We start from the raw sequence: 17,762 nt of genomic DNA, 5'->3' as shown, positions 1-17,762 counted from the left end.
GAGCGACCGCGGATGAAGCTGCCTGTTCTGCCGGCGTACTACTATCTCGACCACTTCGTCGAGATGCTGGAGTTCGTGCAAAAAACCTACGGTTCGATCCTCGGCAACGAGCACCGCGGCTTTATCGCGCGCTTTGGCGGCCTTTCGCGGGACGCACAGTGCCTGCTGATCCGAATGGTGAACAGGCGTGGCGCGATCTTCAACCGATCGCTGTTCAGCTATCCGGAGATCAAGGACGTCGAACTTGCGGCCGTCGAATTGACGGTTGCCGGCCACGCTCGCGCGCTCGTGGAATCCGACTACCCGGCGTTCGTCGCCTGCCTTCCAAGGGATGTCCTTGTGACGGGAGGGCAGGCGGCCGGACGCGGAGACGTTCGCAAATCGTGGTCGAAGCCCAGGTTCGTCGATTACTATCTCGCGCAAATTCCCTTTTCCGTCGCTGCGCAGCACTGCGGCGGACACAAATTCATCGCGCTCGACGGAACGCGCCCCATCGAGTTTCTTCTCTACCTCTACTTCGGCAAGACCGAGGTCGACCTCAAGAACTTCGCGCTGCGCGATCTCGGCATTCTCCGCACCAACCAGGAAACGTCTTTCAACGCGCGTTTCACTGACGGTGATGAGGCAGTGGCGTCTTTCTACTACAGTCAGGTCCTCGATCGTCTCGATGTGAAATCTGAAGCTGTTTATCGGCAAGCTGCCGTTGACGTCCTCGGGGGCCCCGTTTGCGGGACGGACTACGCCGCCGATCTGCGCAGCCGTGCGGCACATCAGGCGGGCCTGTTTTTCGAGAAAAGTGACGAGAGCGCCCTCGCCCGTCAGCTCTATTGCGCAGGCTCCTCGCCCGACTGCAACGAACGCCTGGCGCGCCTGCTCTACCGTGAGGGAGAACGCGTCGAAGCCGAAGAACTGCTGCAGCGTATGATCGACGATCCCGCGAGCGATGGCGAGCACCTCTTTGCCACGGACTTCTATGCTCGCAAGTTCGGGGGACGGCGGACGGGGCTTTACACTGAATTACTCCGGTCAGGCCGTGCCCTTACGGTCGACGACACACATCGTGGAAATCCCGAAGCGGGCGTGGCCGGCGTCCTGCGGCGCGAGGGTGCCCGTGTGTTCTACGCCGAGAACGTGCTTTGGCACACCCTCTTCGGTCTTCTGTTCTGGGAAGAGCTCTTCGAGACTACCCAACTGGCCAGCGGCTTCGACTGGGTGCCACATTGCCTGAATGATCGCAGCTTCCGCCGGCTGTTCGCCTCGTCGATCGATGCGAAGCTGGACGCCATTGAATCCGGCAAGGCGTTGGCGATCATCCTGCGGACCATCGCCGCAAGATGGGGACGGCCCAACGGGATCTTCGCCTGGGACCACGTTCAGGTGGAGGCGCTGCGCGCGTTGCTCGAAGGTACCGATCCGGCCGGCGTCAGCCGTATCGTCCGCTCGATGTGCGACGACTTCCGCGGCATGAGGGATGGCTTCCCCGATCTGATGGTAGTGCGCGACGGCAAAGCCTCATTCATGGAGATCAAGGCGGAAGGCGACGTCATCCGGCGCAATCAGCTGACCCGCCTGCGCCAGCTCGGCGCCGCAGGTATCGTCGCCGAGATCGGCCGGGTCGACTATCGCTTCGACCCCGAACAGGACTACGTCGTGGTCGACATCGAGACCACCGGCGCCTGGTCGAACGGCGATCGCATCACGGAGATCGGCGCCGTGAAGGTTCGCAATCACGAGGTCGTCGACGAATGGCACACGTTGCTTAATCCGCAGCGTCCGATCCCGGCCAAAATCGTCCAATTGACCGGTATCACCAATGAGATGGTGCGGGACGCGCCCGTGTTCGCGAATGTGGCGGAAAGCTTCATGGAATTCATGGGTGACGGCATCTTCGTCGCCCATAACGTCAACTTCGACTACGGCTTCATCGCGTATGAGTACGAACGGCTGGGGCGCCGGTTCAGGTTTCCCAAGCTCTGCACCTGCGCGGGAATGCGGCGGCGCTATCCCGGTCATAAATCCTACGGGCTCGGGAAACTCTGCGAAGTCTATGGAATAGAGCTGGACAATCATCACCGGGCTCTCTGCGACGCGCGCGCTTCCGTTCATCTGCTGAACCTGATCAACCGGAAACGCCACGAGGAAGTGGCGCAGGGTGCAGAGGCCGCCTAGGACGCTCCCGACACCCCCAGGGCCGTGACATGCAGACTTGCGACGCGGCCTTCTCTGGCTTTATCCGATGAACGCATCGGCGCAGGACCAAATCGTCGCCCGGGCAACCACGCGAAAGATCATCCATATAGACATGGATGCCTTCTACGCGTCGGTCGAGCAACGGGACAATCCGGACCTTCGCGGCAAGCCGGTCGCGGTTGGCGGTTCCGCAGAGCGCGGCGTCGTTGCGGCGGCGAGCTACGAAGCCCGGAAATTTGGCGTTCGCTCGGCAATGCCATCGGTCACCGCCAGGCGTCAATGTCCGCACCTGATTTTCGTGAAACCGCGCTTCGAAGTCTACAAGGCCATCAGCCGGCAGATCCGGGACATCTTCGCCGAGCACACGCCGATCATCGAGCCGCTTTCCCTGGACGAGGCCTATCTCGACGTCACCGAGAACCTGCAGGGCATTGCACTCGCCCGCGACGTCGCGCTCCGGATTCGCGAGAGGATTAAGATCGAGACCGGGCTGAACGCTTCGGCAGGCATCAGCTACAACAAGTTCCTGGCCAAACTCGCGTCTGATCACAGAAAACCCAACGGGCAATACGTCATCTCTCCGGAGATGGGGACTGCTTTTGTGGAGGCGCTGCCAGTCGGCAAATTCCATGGGATCGGCCCGGCGACGAGCGCGAAGTTCAACGCGCTGGGCATCTACAACGGTCTCGACATCCGGAATCAGTCTCTCGATTTCCTGCAACATCATTTTGGAAAGTCCGGCGCTTACTACTACTGGATCTCGCGTGGCGTTGACGACCGTCCAGTGCGGGCCAACCGGATCAGGAAGTCTGCAGGCGCCGAGAACACATTTTCCAGCGACCTCACCGAATTCGATGCGATGGTTGCGGAGCTTCAACCACTCGTCGACAAGGTCTGGCGTCATTGCGAGGCAACCGGCAACCGCGGCCGGACGGTCACGCTGAAAGTGAAGTTCTCAGACTTCGAGATCATCACACGGGCCCGTTCAGTCTCTGCGCCGGTCGATAACCGCGATGATCTGGAGCGGCTTGCGGTTGAGCTGCTGCAGGCAGAGATGCCGCTACCCAAATCCGTTCGACTGCTCGGGGTCTCGCTCTCTTCGCTGCAGACCGGGACCGAACCCCAGCTCGACCTGCCAATCTAGGATCCGCTCGTGAGGACAACCTTCATCCTGACCTCTCAACTGGATCCCGACAGTTTCGCCTGGCCCGACGGGTCCCCCCTGGATCGAGGCGAACGCGATGACGGCGAGAAGCTGTTTCCACACGTGCGACATCAATGGCAGCAGAGGCCCGCGAGTCGCGATCCTTCAAAAATCGAAATGTCCAAAAAAAGGGGCGCACATAGTGCGCCCCAGGGGAGGAAGCTGCTCGGGATGTTGTGGACCTACTTGCTGTAAAACTGCGGCCGTTTCGGTGTAACCGGCTCGTCGGGTGCCCAGATCCGATAGTTCAGGCTGGCGAAGAATTTGACACCCTGCGTGACCGAGCCCGACGGCCCCGACGCGTTTGCCGAAAATTCATCGACCATCCAGACGTTCAATTGAGCAGGTCCAAAATTATAGCCGACGAAGCCACCGGCGGCCCACACGTTGTATCTGTTGACGTTGATGGCGTTATGATAAAACGCGCTCGACCTATCGTTGGTCACTTGCCCAACGTAGTAACCGACCGGGCCCAGGGTCCATTTTCCGATCGCCTTGGTTGCGATAAATGCGACGTCCAGCACATCGCCACTCTTGTAATTTGTGATCGTATTTTTTGTGTTGGTTTCGTACTGGCTGATCAGGGTTAGATTCCAGCCGTCCTTGAGGTAAGAGAACGAAAGCTGTGGAACGAAGCTCCACCACGGATTTCCGATGCTGTTCAGACCCGTGGCGCCCTGGATCGTGCCGTCCGGGATACTCACGCCGAGACCGGCCTTGACGTAAAATCCACTGTCGCCGAGCTTCCAGCTCAATTCGGCCGGAATGATGTATGTGTTGTGAAGGCCTGCCTTCAGCTGGCCGATTGGCGCACCGGCGGCGCCGACACCGTATGGCTGAACCAGAACGGCATCGTAGTTTGCTCCCAGGAACGTCCATCCGGGAACAAAAAGAAGCACGCCGGTTATGATGTTCGCATCAACTGTGGTCGCGGAGTGGTTCACATAAGGCGCCCCTGGACCAACAAGCCTCGACTGATAGCTGATGAACTGATCGATCATGTAAATGCCCGGCGGCGGCGCGGCCGCTGAGTTGTTGCCCAGGTTGACACCCGGTTGTACCACCTGGGCCGGGCCCCCGAACTCATATGCCTGCACCGACGTGACAGACATGGCAGCGCCCGCAGCCAATGCAATCGCTTGGCCCGCAATCTTTCGTTTAGCCATTATTACCCCCTTGTCCCTGTAACGCGTCTCGTTGCCGGGCAATCACCGCGCACTCGGTTTCCGCCCGTCTCACGTTTTTATTATTTGTTATTACCTTGACACTAAGTCACCTAGTCATTTTGGTCAAGCCCGGTTTTAGCTAATGTTGAGAGAAAGCCCGGCCAGCTGCTCTGGGGGCGAGGTCCGGTCCCGGCGAAACGAACAGGACCGCCTCACCTGTTCGTGCGCGGGTCTGATGACCGAGAAGATGCAAGAACGAATTTCAGGAGGACTGCCGGATGTCATCGCGCGTGACGATTAGTCAGGGAGAAATTGAGGGTTTTCCCGAAAGCGGCATCCACAAATTTCTCGGGTTACCATATGCGCAAGCTCCAGTCGGACCGTTGCGCTGGCAAGCACCGCAACCGCCGATCGCCTGGACCGGCGTGCGGAATGCGAAGTCCTATGGCCCGGCGTGCCCCCAAACCACAGGAGCTGTGTTCAATCTTCAGGTTGATCGCCAGAGCGAGGATTGCCTGTACCTGAACGTATGGACCAAGACACTAGACCCGGAGGAGAAGCAGCCCGTTATGGTCTGGATCCATGGCGGCGGCTTTCTCGGCGGCGCCGGTTCGGAAGACGCGACGGATGGTTCGCATCTGGCAGAAAAGGGTGTCACGGTCGTCAGCTTCAACTACCGTTTGGGCGCATTCGGCTATCTGGCCCACGCCGACTTCGGCGCCAATTTCGGCGTATTGGACCAGATCGCGGCGCTCGGTTGGGTGAAAGAGAATATTGCCGCCTTTGGCGGAAACCCCGACTGCATTACCATCTTTGGGCAGTCGGCCGGCGCCCATTCGGTCCGCAAGTTGCTGGCCACCAGGCTGGCTCGCGGTCTGTTTCACCGCGCCATCCTTCAGAGCGGCGGGTTTGAACCGCCCGCTTTTGATGTTGCATGGACCTATGAACGAACGGCAGCGGCCTCAAGTGCGCTGATCCAGCGGCTCGGCGGCGGGCGCCAGGCCGAACTTCGCGCGGTGCCAACCGATGTCCTCAAGCAGGTCTCGCATGAGCTGTGCGGCGTATTTCCGCGACCCGGCCAGGTTCATACTCCGGCGAATCTTGTCTGGGTGCCCGTAGAAGATGGTGACGTGCTGACTGCAGAAGACCGGTTGGGTGCAATGACCGCCCTGCCCGTCTTGATGGGCTTCACGAAGAACGAAGCGCGCTATTTCATCAAGCCGGGACAGGCACACGACGAGAAAGTGCTTGAAGCCATGACGCGCGTGATGGGTCGCGAGCAGGCTGGTTCGCTTCTGGTTGCGCTCAATGCGCTGGACGGTGGAATTTACGATCGCCTCGACAAGATATTCACGAGTAGTATCTGGGCCGAGCCCGCACTCGCTACGGCGCGACTCGTTGCTCGTGACAATCCTCGACTCTTTGTCTATCGCTTCGACCGCGTGTCGCCCGGGATGCAGAGATCGAACGAATTGGCCAAGCACACCGCCGATATCAAATACGCGTTCGGGAATTTGCAACCGCCCGATGGATATGACGACATCGATGCGAACTTGACGACATTTATGCAGGACGCCTGGATCTCCTTCGCGCGTACGGGCGTTCCGCTCGGAATGAACGGCGAACGCTGGCCTCCTTTTACTGCCGGATCCGAGCTCGGCCTCATCATCGATGCCGCCCCCGACATAAGTCGCGTCAGTGACGACTCCATCGTGAAACTCCTGCATCTCGTGAGGTCGCCCGAGCGCTAGGACCATCTTGCAAAACAGGGAGAAACCTGGCGGCAAGAAGGATCCTTGTGTGCACGACCATTTGTTGACGAGCCGGCCTTCCGTACGAGCCGAGAAGGTCGCTGCAGACCTTTGCTCACACGCGCGAGGTATAGGGATCACCGGGACGTGGTTGCGAGATTGCTTGCAACCACGTCGATCGCTGTAAAGCGCTGGAAAGCCAATCGCAACCTGCGCTCGAACCTTATTCTCCCGCGACCCGTTGCGCATGGGCGCTAAGCATCACTCCCATGCACATGCAGGGTTCTGTTCCGCGCACGCTCCAGCCATGATTCGTACCGCGGATAATGATGCAGTCCCCGGGAGAGCACAGGATCTCCTCGACGTCGGTAATCAGATATATCTCGCCGCGGAACACGAAAATGATATCGAGTGTGTCGGTCCTGTGCATGGACGGGTGCCGCGCCAGGTCTTCGGATGTCGGCGGGTATTTCTGGGCGAACTTCTCGTTAGTCGCCTTCATCCTCGCAATGGCTTTCTCTCTATCCGGCTCGTCAGGCTGGAGCTCGAGAACCCGCACGAGAGATCCCCCAAAAGGCGGCTCGCGCTTGACGCCGATATTCGCTCTATCCCCCTCAATGGAATTATCGACGGGAATTTCGTCGGTGCTCCACAAGGTGGCGCGGTAATAGTGGCCTGCTTCATGCTGAACATTCGTTCCCGTGGCCGAGAGGACGGCTGATTTTCCCTCGCCATTCTTTCCAACAACGACTCGCTTGTACCGGTATTCCATCTGTTTTCCTTATCTGGATCAGGAAGCTGCTGTACCTTGCGTTGAATTGGTCAGTCTCTGAAACGGCTTTGCGGCGACGGCGCCCGCTTGAACCCGGTGCCCGCGACACCGGCATCGAGAGCCGCCACGGTCTGTTCGCAGAAGCGGCGAAAGCCGAGCATGTCGAGGCCGAGGGTGAAAATTCTGACCCCGTCTTCGAACGCCTTCCTGCAGGCTTCCGGAGTGGGGTTGTCGACGGGTCCACCGATCATTGTCACGTTGTGCAGCGCTGCGGCATCGAGCACCTTGCGGTAGGCCGCCTGAACTTTCGGGCTTCGCATTCCCTGCAACCCTTCTCCAAGTTGAACGGAAAGGTCACCGGGCGCGAATACCAGCATTTTGACATCGGGGTGCGCGCAGATCTCCTCGACGTGCTCGACGCTCCCGGCGTTTTCGATCATCGGCACAAGCGCGATTTCCGCGTTATTCCACTCGATGTACTGGTTGAACTGAGAGATGTTGTACCGCGCAGCCCGTGTCGCCGGGCATATCCCGCGACGGCCCTTCGGGGGAATAAAGACAAAGTCGGCAACCCGCTTGATGTCGTCGACGGATTGGACAAGCGGCAAGAAGAGGCCTTCGGCACCGGCCTCGACGGCACGTCTGGCGTCCACTTCGCTATGCAGGTCCGGTATGCGAACGTAGGGAATAAGACCGGCAAGTTCGGCCGTGCGGATCAGATCTTCCAGCGCTCGAGCGTTCGTCGTCGAATGCTCCGTGTCGATCATCACGAAGTCAAAGCCGGTTTGCCCGAGGACTTCGATGAGAGCCGGGCTTCCAGTGAATACCTGGATGCCCAGCGGCACGAGCTTCTGTTCGACAAGCGCGAGTAACCGGTTCTTCTTGTACATTTCTGCCTCCCTGCGGCAACGGCGTTACGTTGCTGTAGACGTTTCGTGAGGCCGATCGGGCATGAGGGCCTCGACGGCAACGGGCGCCTCAACGACGAAATCGTCGCGTGGCTTGACAACACTAGGTCACCTAGTGTCTCTGGTCCAGACAATTGTTGGACCCGTACAGGCGAGGATTGACGCCGATGACCAGGTCACGTCGTGTCTTCAACGCAAATCAAAATTGCAATGCGCCAGCGGTTGCTTCAAATGACCGTTGATGCCGGGCGCGTGGACGCCACTGCGGAGAACGTCGCCGGCTATGAACTTCGTCGGGGGTCTTCGGTCAAAATATTCTCCCGGCTGACGGCCCGCGCAATCCTCGATCTGACATTCCTGACGCTTTCCGTTGCTCTTTGCGGAACGCTCGGGGTCAATCTCCACAGTGCTTTGCAGTCGGTTGAGCTGGCCGGCCGTCTTGCGACTCTGGCGGAAGCGAACCGCACAATTGGTCATGCCATGCAGGACATGCGCGCCCGGAACAGCGGGGCCTTGGCTGCTCTTCAAAATGCCGATGATGCCACCGCTACGGTGGCGGATGCGCACACCCGGATATCCGCCATTCTCGGTGACGCAATCGCGGCCGCGCATCGCAGCCTCGCGCCCGGTGTTGATCCGTCGATTGCTTCAGTCGAGGCCAGCTGGCCTGCGCTTGACGGTGAATGGAAGGCGATGGAGGCGCTGGCTTCCAGGCCAACAACCGCACGCGACGCGGCGAGCGTCCTGCAATGGAGCCGTGACGCATCGAATTTTGCGGTCAGTCTCGGTCGGATGTCATTGGCCATCAACAACGAGGCCCGGATCAAGGATCCGGCCGTTGCAGAGCTGGTCTCCGTCGCCCAGCTTGGGTGGATAGCGCAGGACTCGTCGGGGCTGGAATGCGTGGCATCACGACCATCCATCGTGACCTCGGAGCCGCTCTCTATGGAGCAACGTGCTGCCATAGACCACCTCCGTGGAGCGGCCGATGCTGCGCTCAACGCACTCGGGGACACGATGGCGCGGCCCGGGATCGAGCCGGCGTTGCGTGATGCCTATGTCGAAGCCAGGGAGGCGCTCCGCAAGGCGCGCCCCGAGCGCGATGCAGCCTATCAACGTCTGCGCGGCGGAGGTGTCGAGCTGATGTCCGCGGCCGAGTGGTACAAGTTCTGCTCCCAGCCGGTGACCGCGGTGCATTCAATGATCGAACTGTCAACCGATATGATTTCTGAACGCGCAGAAATCATGGCTGGCGGGGGACGCCTGAGACTTCTCCTGAGCGGATTGTGCTTCGTGGTGTCTCTGGCCTCCTGTGTCGCAGCCTTGTGGCTTGTCCGGCGTCGCATAAGCCGGCCCGTCAGTCTGCTTACTGCTACCATTGAGTGTTTGGCGACGCGCGATTATTCCCGACCCGTTGTGCCGAATGGTCACGAGGATGAGTTTGCCAAAATGGCCAGGGCGCTCGAAGCTCTGCGCCTGAGCGGCATCGAAGCCCGGCAACTGATCGTCGATCAGATCGCAGCCAAGGACGCGGAACTCAAGCGAGCCGGTGTGCTCCACACCCACTGCCAGAGCTTCGACCAGTCTATCTGCGCAATACTCGACACCGTTAACGCGAGCAGCGTCGTCCTGAACATGTCGGCTAGCGAGATGGTGGCTACCGCAGTGCGAACAGCCAGGCAATCCGGCACGGTCGTCAGCGCAACCGCGGCCGCTTCACAGAGCGTGAACGCTCTGGCCTCTGCTGCAGAGGAACTCAACGTTTCAGTTACGGAAATTGAGGGCCGTACAGTTGAGGCTGCTCGCGTTGCCGCTGACGCCGCCGGTCGCGTCAGGCTAGCCAACACTTCAATCCAGGAGCTCGCGGCCATCGCCCGGAAGATCGGTGACGTCATTGGCTTGATCAGCGATATCGCTGGTCAAACCAATTTGCTCGCCCTTAACGCCACGATAGAAGCCGCGCGTGCCGGCGACGCCGGAAAAGGCTTCGCTGTGGTCGCCAGCGAAGTAAAGGCTCTTGCCGACCAGACTGCCAAAGCCACAGACGAGATCACGGTGCAGATCGGCGCAATCCAGACATCCACTCGTGAGGCGGTAAGTGCAATTGAGGAGATCGGTACCGTAATCGTCGCGGTTGATCAGTTCAGTTCCCTGATTGCAGCCGCTGTTGAACAGCAGAAGGCCGCAACGCAAGAGATCGCACGAAATGCGCAGGCGGCAGCGGCGAGCACAAATGAGGTTGCTGCCAACGTCGCAGGCGTCAGCGAAGCTGCCGACCAGGCCGGCGACGCCGCCAGCCGGGTACTCGAGGCCGTGAAGGCGGTGACCGCGCAATCCGATGATCTGCGCAAGCACGTCGACGCATTTCTGGCTGACATCCGCCCCGAGTAGTCTCGAAGGCAGGCAAATCGAGAAATTTACCAATCTTGCAGTTCCGTTCGGGACGGCATGGGTCAGGAAGTCAGATGTCCAGATTCTTCGAAGAATTGCAGCCAGCACTCTACCGCTTCAGACTTGGTAAATTCGAAGTCACGGCGATCATGGATAGCAAAATCGTTCGGGACGGGCTGAGCCCAGGTCACGGCGGCCAGGCGCTGGCAGTTGACGTCCAGGCGCTCGCACACGCGAACCGCATCGATCCAAACCGATATGAGCACCCGTTCATCCCGACCATGGTCCACACCGGAAAGGAGCTGGTCTTGTTCGACACGGGTACCGGCGCGTTGCCGAGCGAACACGAGCGGCTTCGCGGTGGGCTTCACGATGGACGTCTGGCCGAGCGCATGCGGCAAGCCGGCTATCAGCCGCAGGATGTCGACATCGTTGTCATCACGCACGGTCATCCGGACCACATTGGTGGCCTGATGGAGGGCGGCAAGCCGGTCTTCCCCAATGCGCGGTATATCTTCGGCGCCGCTGAATTCGATTTCTGGAAGCGAGGCGACGTCCGTGAGGCACGGAAGTTCAATCGTTCGCTGTTCATGCAACTCGCGGTGCCACTGGCCGACCGGGCCAGCTTCCTCAAACCCGGAGACGAAGTCGTATCCGGCATCGTGGCCGTTGATGCTGCCGGGCACTCTCCGGGAATGATGGCCTATCTGATCGAGAGCGAGGGCGCGCGTCTGCTCAACTGGGCCGATACCTGCAGTCACTATGTAGTGTCAGTGCAGCGGCCCGATATCTACCTGGATGTAGATGACGACAAGGAACTGGCGGCGGCCACGCGCAAGCGCATGCTCGATATGGCCGTAACCGATGAGTTGTTCGTGATCGGCTATCACATGCCATTTCCCGGCATCGGGTTTGTGGAACGGGCGAACGACTGTTATCGCTGGATCCCACACAGCTATCAGTTAAATCTTTAGGAGCGACCGGGTATACGCGCCCTGCGATTCAACCCGACGTCCCTGCCCGCGACGCCGCTGCAAGTGCCGGTGCCTTTTGTTTCCAGCCGGATGTGTCGTCATCGGCGGCGCCCCGCTGTTGGCCTCGATCACAGGGGCCATTCGTCAGCGGGCTGCGGCACGCGCGGGTTCAGAAGCCTTCTTCCGGCTTGAACGCAGTTTCGGCGGCCACGACGGCAGCATCCAGTCCGGCCGCACTAACCAACGCGCGGAAGTGCCTGATCCGGTCACTGGATCTCGTTGGTTTCTTCGATGCAGCCCAATCGACGCGAACTTCCTGTTCACGATCCCGGACTCTATCGATAAGCCTCGTCCAGCGAATCGATATCTATGACTGAAAACCGGCTGTCTGTGCGGTGAAGTCTTCCCATCAGCCAGACAGAGCTGCCGGCCAGGAAGGAGGCAACTGCAGCAAGGGCGAACAAACCCTGAGCATTGACCCCTGCACCTATGAGGATGCCGCCCGCCACCGGCCCTACCACAGCCCCAAGACGACCGATGGTCATAGTCCAGCCTACGCCGGTAGCCCGGATCTCCAGGGGATAATAGACCGCGGCCAGCGCGACGACACATAATTGGGCGCCGATAGTGAAGAAGCCTGCGATGAAGACGCTGATAAAAGCAGCAAATAGCGACGACCCGGCAAACCCGATTGTCGCGATTGCGATCGCACCGACAGTGTAGCCAAATGCGATAACACGATAAGGGCCGATCCTCTCAACGAACCAGCTGAGAGCAAAACTGCCAATGATGCCGCCGATGTTAAGCAGGGCTACAGCGCCTACCGATCCTTCAGTCACCAATCCTGCCTGTCTGGTGATGGAAGGAATCCAGTTGATCAGAAAATAGCTTAGCAACAAGCTGACGAAGAACGTCGCCCACAGCAACAGCGTTCCGATTGCACGTCCTCGGGCGAACAATTCTCCAAGCAAGAACTTGTGCGACCTCTGATCCGGCACATGGCGATCGAAAACTGGCTTCTCTCCGGCAATACCGAGCCGGCGCATGATGCGGGTAATAGCCTTATCTCTACCACGTCCGTGAAGAAACCGGAGCGATTCAGGGACCCAGAAGCCAACGATCGGCAGCAAGACCAGAGGCACCAGGCCTCCAATGACAAAGATCGTCTGCCAGCCATAGTGGGTCAGGATCCATGCGCTCGCGGCTGCTCCAATGGATGCACCAAGCGGATAGCCGCAAAACATTGCAGATGTGAGCGTGGCCCTAATGCGCTGCGGCGTATATTCCGACGTTAGGGCAACGATGCCCGGCATCGCCCCCCCAAGTCCCAGGCCAGCGATCAGCCGCAGCAAGATCAGTTCATTTACCGAGTTAGCCAAGGGAAGCACCAGCGAGGCGCCTCCAAAGATTAGCATCGAGACGAGGAGGCTGGGCTTTCTGCCGGTTCGGTCGGACATGCTTCCGGCAATCAGGGCGCCAATCATCGAACCCAGAAGGCCGGCCCCGAAAACAACACCAAACGACGCGATAGGAATATCCAGAGCCTTGGCGATCTCTGGAGCGGCCAACGCGATAACCTGCGTGTCGAACCCGTCGATCATGGCGACCAGCGAGCAAAGCGTGATAATCGCGATTTGATAACCGCCTAAGGGGATAGTGTCGATTATCGACTTGCCCTGAAGGCCCCTCGCCGTCTCCATCGTTCGCTCCCTGTTGGGCCCTGCCGTTAATCGGCCGTCGTCCCTATCGATTACCCAGACCACGCACAATGTCACCTAGTGACCTTGTGTCAAGTTGATTCTTGACGGGCCGCCATCGCATCATCACGCTCGACGGCTCGGGCCAGGATTGCCGCCCCGCCGGGCGCGTGCTAGTGACTTGGTCAATTAGCAAGGAAGTCCCCGACTTTGGAGCGAGCAAAATGGGTAACCTGCGAGCAGCCGTTCCAAAGGCGATCGATCGAAGCCGGGTGGCGGAGCAAATCTTCAGGGAGCTAAGAGACGGCATCTTGCAGGGAACGATTCCGAAGGGAACGAAGTTGCCCTCCGAGCGGGAATTGGCCCAACGCTATGAAGTCAGCGGCCCAACGGTCCGTGAGGCGATCCGGGGACTTACCTTGCTGGGCCTTGCTGATGTGCGACATGGCAGCGGCGCCTATGTCACAGCAGACATCGACTTCCTGATCGCGACTTCGCTCGGTGCAGCGATACAGATGGGCAAGCCCGGGGTGGCCGACGTCCTGGGGGTGTCAGGCGTGCTGAACGAATATGCCGCGACACTGGCAGCGTCCTCTGCCACTCGGGAAGATCACAATCGTCTTCGCGCCGCGCTTGTTACCCTCGATGAAGCAAGCTCGGGAGAGAGTGCGGCCGAAGCCGTCCGGAATTATCACAAGACAATTGCTGTCGCTGCACATAATCCCTTGCTGATCGCGCTCTGCGGTTTCCTGACGGACGTGCAGACCGAGCTTGGGCGCGAATTCATCGGAAACTCACCCGACCTGTGGCGAAAGCTATTCGCCAAGCTAAGACCTCTGCGCGCAGCGCTTGTTGAGGCCATCATCAACCGAGACGCCGAGACTGCGACCCGTTCAGCTCGCGAGTTTAATGCGAAAGCGCACAGTCTCATTATCTCGCTACCGAGAGCAAAAGAAGTTCGTTTGACAGACCCGAAATTCGGTCAGCTGCTCTGCTCAATGATGACCCGCATCGGACCGACGTAACTAGATGGCGTGGCAACTTTTCCGAACGCATCTACATAGTGGCACAGTCATCCGAGGCTGACGAGTCAATCAGGCCCGGTCGTCTTGCTCCGCTGCATGAATGAATCGACACCAAATGGACCGGATCCGACCAACGCAAAAAGCAGAAAGACGAAACAGAAAAGGATCGCAGCATCACCTCCATTGAGCACCGGAAAGAAATTGCGGGGAGCATGTGCCATAAAATACGCAATCGCCATTTCGCCGGAGAGGATGAATGCCACAAGGCGAGTTTGGATCCCCAGCACTAACAAAAAGCCACCAAAGACCTCCAGGCATCCTGCCAGACCCATTAGTGAAAGAACCGGCGAGATGCCATGCGCAGGCTCTGGAAAGCCTATGAGTTTTTGGGTGCCATGCTCCGCAAACAGCATGCCCGACATAATCCGGAGCGCAGCCAGTCCTAGCCCAGGCCAGCCCCCGATTGTAAAAGAGCCTTCGATCACGCCGATGAAAGACTTCGCGCGTTCGCTCATCTGATGAGCCCCAGTCGGCCGGGTTGACTCAAAGTCGGTGAATCACATACTAAGTCACCTTGTCACTTTGTCAACGGCCCGCGCGGTAGTTCCGGAGCTTCCTCCCCTGATTGCACCGGTTTCGACGTTATCCTCGCGGGCTCAAATGCGGGTCATTCGGAAAAATGGCTCAGTTCGTTCTGAAAATTGCCCAACGGCATTTCGTCGGCGGACGAGTGCATCAGCACGCGTTCATGGCGTCGCCGACAGACCCGGGCTTCAATAGCGTCACGGCCTCTTCAGGGGTGATGAGCCTCGTTACCAGCTTTGACCCATGATCGTATCCAACAGGTTCAAACTCCCGGTGAAGCCCGGATTCCACAAAGGTTGCAGGGCGCAAGATGCATCGCGTCTTCCAGAATTTTATCGATCAGCTATCGTACGCTGAGGATGCTGCAGCTTTTACAGAAGCCATGGCCGCGATTGCGACCGCCCTCGACTTGTCTTGCTTCGCCTATCTCGCCTTGCCATCCCGGCTGCGCAGGAAACCACTTGTCATCTCGACGTACCCTGCCAACTGGGTCACACATTACGTGCACAATCAGTATCAGCGCCTTGATCCAGTAATCTCGCAGGCCTTGCAGAATCCTGAGCCATTCCGGTGGGGGCTCGAATTTTCATCGACACCCCTTACTTCGGCACAGCAGGAATTGTTCGACGAAGCTTCCCACTTCGGGATCCGGTTCGGGTTCACCGTTCCCATACACGATGGTCACGGTCCTGTTGCCGCCTTGACTTTCGCTTGCGACCAGCGAAACGCTCCATTCGAGGACCGCGTCGCCTCAAATGTTCGAGTCCTGCAGTTGATGGCCATTTATTTTCATGCACATGTTCGTCATAAGCTCACGCATGAAAATCGAATTGGCGGTGTAACGTTGTCGCCTCGTGAATTCGAATGTCTCGAATGGTCCTCTCGCGGCAAGTCCGCCTGGGAGATCGGAAGCATTCTCGGAATCTCTCGACGAACTGCCGCTTTTCATCTGGATAATGCCCGGGCGAAGCTTGGCGTTCGCACCCTTCGTCAAGCAGTTGTCTGCCTGGCTGAATCAAAACCCCGAAGATAGTTGGCAATTTCCAATTGGCACGCTGTGCATTTGCACAGGGTGCATTGTGCCGATTTGTCTGCTTTCACTCTTGGCTCAAAGCAGGGAGGCAATGATGATCCAGCTCATCAAGCCGGACTATTACGGTGAGTTTGTCGACGATCTCGCCGAGATGCACCGGCTGCGGTATCGTGTCTTTAAGGAGCGTCTTGAATGGGAGGTCGAGGTTAGTGGCGAGCTGGAGATCGACAAGTTCGATGCCCTGCATCCCACCTACTTGATCCAGCGAGCAAGCGACGGCCGCGTCCGAGGCTGCGTTCGCCTGCTCCCGTCGACCGGACCAACCATGCTGCGCGACACATTTCCCGTTCTGCTGGACGGAGCTTCAGCTCCGTCCAGCCTCACCATCTGGGAGAGCAGCCGCTTTGCGCTCGACCCTGATCATGGCACACCGGAGGTCATTCACGGCCTGGCTACCGGCACCTACGAACTGTTCGCGGGCATGATCGAGTTCGGCCTGTCGCGGCAGCTCACCGAAATTGTGACTGTCACCGATGCCCGGATGGAGCGGATTTTGCGCCGCGCCGGATGGCCCTTGCGCCGGCTCGGCAAACCTCGCGCACTGGGCAGCACGCTCGCGGTGGCCGGATGTCTCGAAGTTTCAATCGAGAGCCTTGCGCGCGTGCGTGCCGCCGGTCGCCTTCAGGGTCCGGTGCTCTGGGCGCCGGTCGCGCTCTCAGCGGCGTAGAGAAAGCCAAGCATAGTCGCGGCCGTCGGCCGGAACCACCATCGAATGAAGCAGCGGCTTTGTCGTCGGCAGGTGCCGCCGGCGACGGCTGCACTGCTTTTGTCTCAATCCTGAACCGCAAGGAGCAGGCGGTGGAGAATCCGGGTCGCGACTCCCGGGTCCGGTCCTTGCGTACCCGCAGAAAAATGCCAATTGCCGGATCAACCAATATCGGACTGCATCACCTCCGGTCAGCGGTAGCCGCGGCTGACTGTGGAAGCTTTCGGCAGGCCGCAGCGATGCTCGGCATTCGTCATTCGTTACTGAGCCGCTCGGTTAGTCAACTTGAGCACCATGTCGGAGTTACACTCTTCAAGCGATCGCGCGGGGGAGCCGTTCCGACCCTTGCCGGGCGAAGCATTCTGCGAATATCGCGAATGATTCTCGAACAGGTCGACACATTGGTCGTAACGGGTCGGTCCAGCGGCCGTGGCGATTCCGGTCGCCTCTCGATCGGGTTTTGCACGTCAATTTCCGCCGGAAACCTGAGAGCAAGCCTGGTTGAGTTTAGACAACGCGCGCCGCAGGTCGATCTGGCAACCGTCGAGCGATCACGCACCCGCCTCGTGAGCGCACTTCGAAATGGCACGATCGACATAGCCATTGTTCCGGGACAACGCCCATTATTGGATAGCAAGCGTCTCCCGGTCTGGAGCGAGCGCATCCTGATCTTGCTCCCTAAAGACCATCCGCTGGCCGCGCACAAGGACATCTATTGGACTGATCTTCGTAACGAAACGGTCCTCTTGAGCCAGTACGATCCAGGAACAGATATCGAGGACCTGCTGATATCCAACCTGGTCGCTGACGACAAGCGCCCCAGGATCGAACGTCATGACGTGAGCCGCGGCATCATAAAGAGCCTCATCAGCATGGGGCTCGGAATCAGTCTTGTGATGGAATCGGATGTCGGTGCCACTTTCGCAGGTTTGACTTATCGCGAAATACAGGACGGTACCGGTCCAAGCCACATCAGCTTCCATGCTCATTGGCGGGAGGACAACGAAAATCCTGCTCTTCAACGGTTCCTGGCGCTCCTTGCCGAGCGCTATCCATCGCCGCCCGTTGGCGGTGAGTGAAGGCTGCGCCTCAGCCGGGCGAACCCCCTGTCGGTCGCCATGAACCGCGCGAGCATGGGCGCGATAAGCTTACCCGGATCGCTGACGGATTGACCGGATTCGCTTGCAACGGCTTTCGCGTAGGCAACCAGATCGCGATGCACCGAAGCTGGCAATTCAAGAGTGATCCTGACAGGTTTGTCGTCGGACAACGTTCCAATCTTGAGCCTGGCCATAACCAC

General features: G+C 59.1%; 15 protein-coding genes. 9 read left to right on the top strand and 6 right to left on the bottom strand.

From position 1 onward, the window contains the following. Positions 1–12 precede the first annotated feature (12 nt). A complete protein-coding gene (locus tag ACSHT2_RS00150; protein WP_440639796.1) occupies positions 13–2,169 on the top strand; it encodes an exonuclease domain-containing protein in 2,157 nt (718 codons plus the stop codon). Positions 2,170–2,236: 67 nt separating this feature from the next. Beyond that, a complete protein-coding gene (gene dinB / locus ACSHT2_RS00145; protein WP_440639794.1) occupies positions 2,237–3,334 on the top strand; it encodes a DNA polymerase IV in 1,098 nt (365 codons plus the stop codon). Between the two features lie 242 nt (positions 3,335–3,576). Here dinB and ACSHT2_RS00140 read toward each other — a convergent pair whose 3' ends face one another. After that, positions 3,577–4,560, bottom strand: coding sequence for a SphA family protein (locus ACSHT2_RS00140; protein ID WP_440639792.1), 984 nt, complete (start codon positions 4,558–4,560; stop codon positions 3,577–3,579). A gap of 278 nt (positions 4,561–4,838) precedes the next feature. Here ACSHT2_RS00140 and ACSHT2_RS00135 point away from each other — a divergent pair, with 278 nt between their 5' ends. Then, positions 4,839–6,311 carry a carboxylesterase/lipase family protein gene (locus ACSHT2_RS00135; RefSeq protein WP_440639791.1) on the top strand — a complete coding sequence of 491 codons (1,473 nt, stop codon included), beginning with the start codon at positions 4,839–4,841 and terminating at the stop codon, positions 6,309–6,311. A gap of 223 nt (positions 6,312–6,534) precedes the next feature. Here ACSHT2_RS00135 and ACSHT2_RS00130 read toward each other — a convergent pair whose 3' ends face one another. Next, positions 6,535–7,083 carry a cupin domain-containing protein gene (locus ACSHT2_RS00130; RefSeq protein ID WP_440639790.1) on the bottom strand — a complete coding sequence of 183 codons (549 nt, stop codon included), beginning with the start codon at positions 7,081–7,083 and terminating at the stop codon, positions 6,535–6,537. Between the two features lie 50 nt (positions 7,084–7,133). Further along, complete coding sequence (locus tag ACSHT2_RS00125; RefSeq protein WP_440639788.1) at positions 7,134–7,973, bottom strand: HpcH/HpaI aldolase family protein; 840 nt, start codon at positions 7,971–7,973, stop codon at positions 7,134–7,136. 249 nt (positions 7,974–8,222) lie between these two features. Between ACSHT2_RS00125 and ACSHT2_RS00120 the strand changes: the two genes are divergently transcribed. Together ACSHT2_RS00120 and ACSHT2_RS00115 are read left to right on the top strand one after the other, a co-directional pair. Further along, positions 8,223–10,382, top strand: a complete 2,160-nt coding sequence (locus ACSHT2_RS00120; RefSeq protein ID WP_440639786.1) for a methyl-accepting chemotaxis protein — start codon at positions 8,223–8,225, stop codon at positions 10,380–10,382. 74 nt (positions 10,383–10,456) lie between these two features. Next, complete coding sequence (locus tag ACSHT2_RS00115) at positions 10,457–11,356, top strand: MBL fold metallo-hydrolase (protein WP_440639784.1); 900 nt, start codon at positions 10,457–10,459, stop codon at positions 11,354–11,356. A 335-nt stretch (positions 11,357–11,691) separates the two neighbouring features. Here ACSHT2_RS00115 and ACSHT2_RS00110 read toward each other — a convergent pair whose 3' ends face one another. After that, entirely contained in the window at positions 11,692–13,056 is a 1,365-nt protein-coding gene (locus ACSHT2_RS00110; protein ID WP_440639782.1) for an MFS transporter, read from the bottom strand. Between the two features lie 101 nt (positions 13,057–13,157). On the opposite strand from ACSHT2_RS00110, the gene ACSHT2_RS00105 reads away from it, so the two are divergent. Then, positions 13,158–14,078 (top strand): FadR/GntR family transcriptional regulator, encoded by a 921-nt coding sequence (locus tag ACSHT2_RS00105; RefSeq protein WP_440639780.1) that lies wholly within the window; start codon positions 13,158–13,160, stop codon positions 14,076–14,078. A gap of 65 nt (positions 14,079–14,143) precedes the next feature. On the opposite strand, the gene ACSHT2_RS00100 is transcribed toward ACSHT2_RS00105, so the two are convergent. Continuing rightward, the gene (locus tag ACSHT2_RS00100) at positions 14,144–14,593 is read right to left on the bottom strand and encodes a DoxX family protein (protein ID WP_440639778.1); all 450 of its coding nucleotides are present in this window, start codon (positions 14,591–14,593) and stop codon (positions 14,144–14,146) included. Between the two features lie 380 nt (positions 14,594–14,973). Here ACSHT2_RS00100 and ACSHT2_RS00095 point away from each other — a divergent pair, with 380 nt between their 5' ends. The 3 genes from ACSHT2_RS00095 (at position 14,974) to ACSHT2_RS00085 (ending at position 17,541) form a co-directional block, all read left to right on the top strand. Beyond that, positions 14,974–15,696, top strand: coding sequence for a helix-turn-helix transcriptional regulator (locus ACSHT2_RS00095; protein ID WP_440639776.1), 723 nt, complete (start codon positions 14,974–14,976; stop codon positions 15,694–15,696). A gap of 94 nt (positions 15,697–15,790) precedes the next feature. After that, positions 15,791–16,423 carry an acyl-homoserine-lactone synthase gene (locus ACSHT2_RS00090; protein WP_440643006.1) on the top strand — a complete coding sequence of 211 codons (633 nt, stop codon included), beginning with the start codon at positions 15,791–15,793 and terminating at the stop codon, positions 16,421–16,423. After that, positions 16,324–17,541 (top strand): LysR family transcriptional regulator, encoded by a 1,218-nt coding sequence (locus tag ACSHT2_RS00085; protein WP_440639774.1) that lies wholly within the window; start codon positions 16,324–16,326, stop codon positions 17,539–17,541. Before ACSHT2_RS00090 ends, ACSHT2_RS00085 begins: the two co-directional genes overlap by 100 nt. Here ACSHT2_RS00085 and ACSHT2_RS00080 read toward each other — a convergent pair. Then, entirely contained in the window at positions 17,511–17,756 is a 246-nt protein-coding gene (locus ACSHT2_RS00080) for a DUF2274 domain-containing protein (protein WP_440639773.1), read from the bottom strand. The two genes, ACSHT2_RS00085 and ACSHT2_RS00080, sit on opposite strands and share 31 nt — an antisense overlap. Positions 17,757–17,762: the final 6 nt, after the last annotated feature.

The organism is Bradyrhizobium sp. PUT101 (assembly GCF_052043945.1).
In the GTDB taxonomy this organism is placed as follows: domain Bacteria; phylum Pseudomonadota; class Alphaproteobacteria; order Rhizobiales; family Xanthobacteraceae; genus Bradyrhizobium.
This window is presented reverse-complemented; position numbering and strand designations above follow the sequence as displayed.